The following is a 388-nucleotide window of genomic DNA, read 5'->3' on the forward strand; positions in this document are numbered from 1 at the left end:
CGCGCTTACTAGCACCCATGGCGAGCGTGATGACAGTGATGAGCCGTTATATCAAATAATGCCACTGCACAGCAAAATAGCCCTTGAGCAACAACTCGGTAAATGGCAAAACTCATTAAGCTGGCAGTGGGTAGATAGTAAAACGCGTGTAGATCCGCGTCGTATTGAAAATCTATCAGCCAACTATAGCTTAGTGAATTTAGCAACCAAGGCGAGATGGGATAAGCTAACAGTTAAGTTAGCAATTACTAATTTACTTGATCAGTATTATCAACAGCCGTTAGGCGGAGTCAGTATTGCTGATTTTAAAACAGATATGAGCCAAGGCTTCAGCCAATTAGCAGGACAAGGTCGCTCGGTTAATGCCGGTATCAGCTACGCATTTTAA

Annotated in this window: 1 pseudogene; it reads left to right on the forward strand. The window is 43.3% G+C overall.

Annotation, left to right across the window (positions count from 1 at the left end):
- Window positions 1-388: pseudogene (locus H5182_RS22105) on the forward strand (TonB-dependent receptor); the annotation flags it as partial.

The organism is Pseudoalteromonas sp. SG44-17, assembly GCF_014164235.1.
GTDB lineage: Bacteria > Pseudomonadota > Gammaproteobacteria > Enterobacterales > Alteromonadaceae > Pseudoalteromonas > Pseudoalteromonas rhizosphaerae.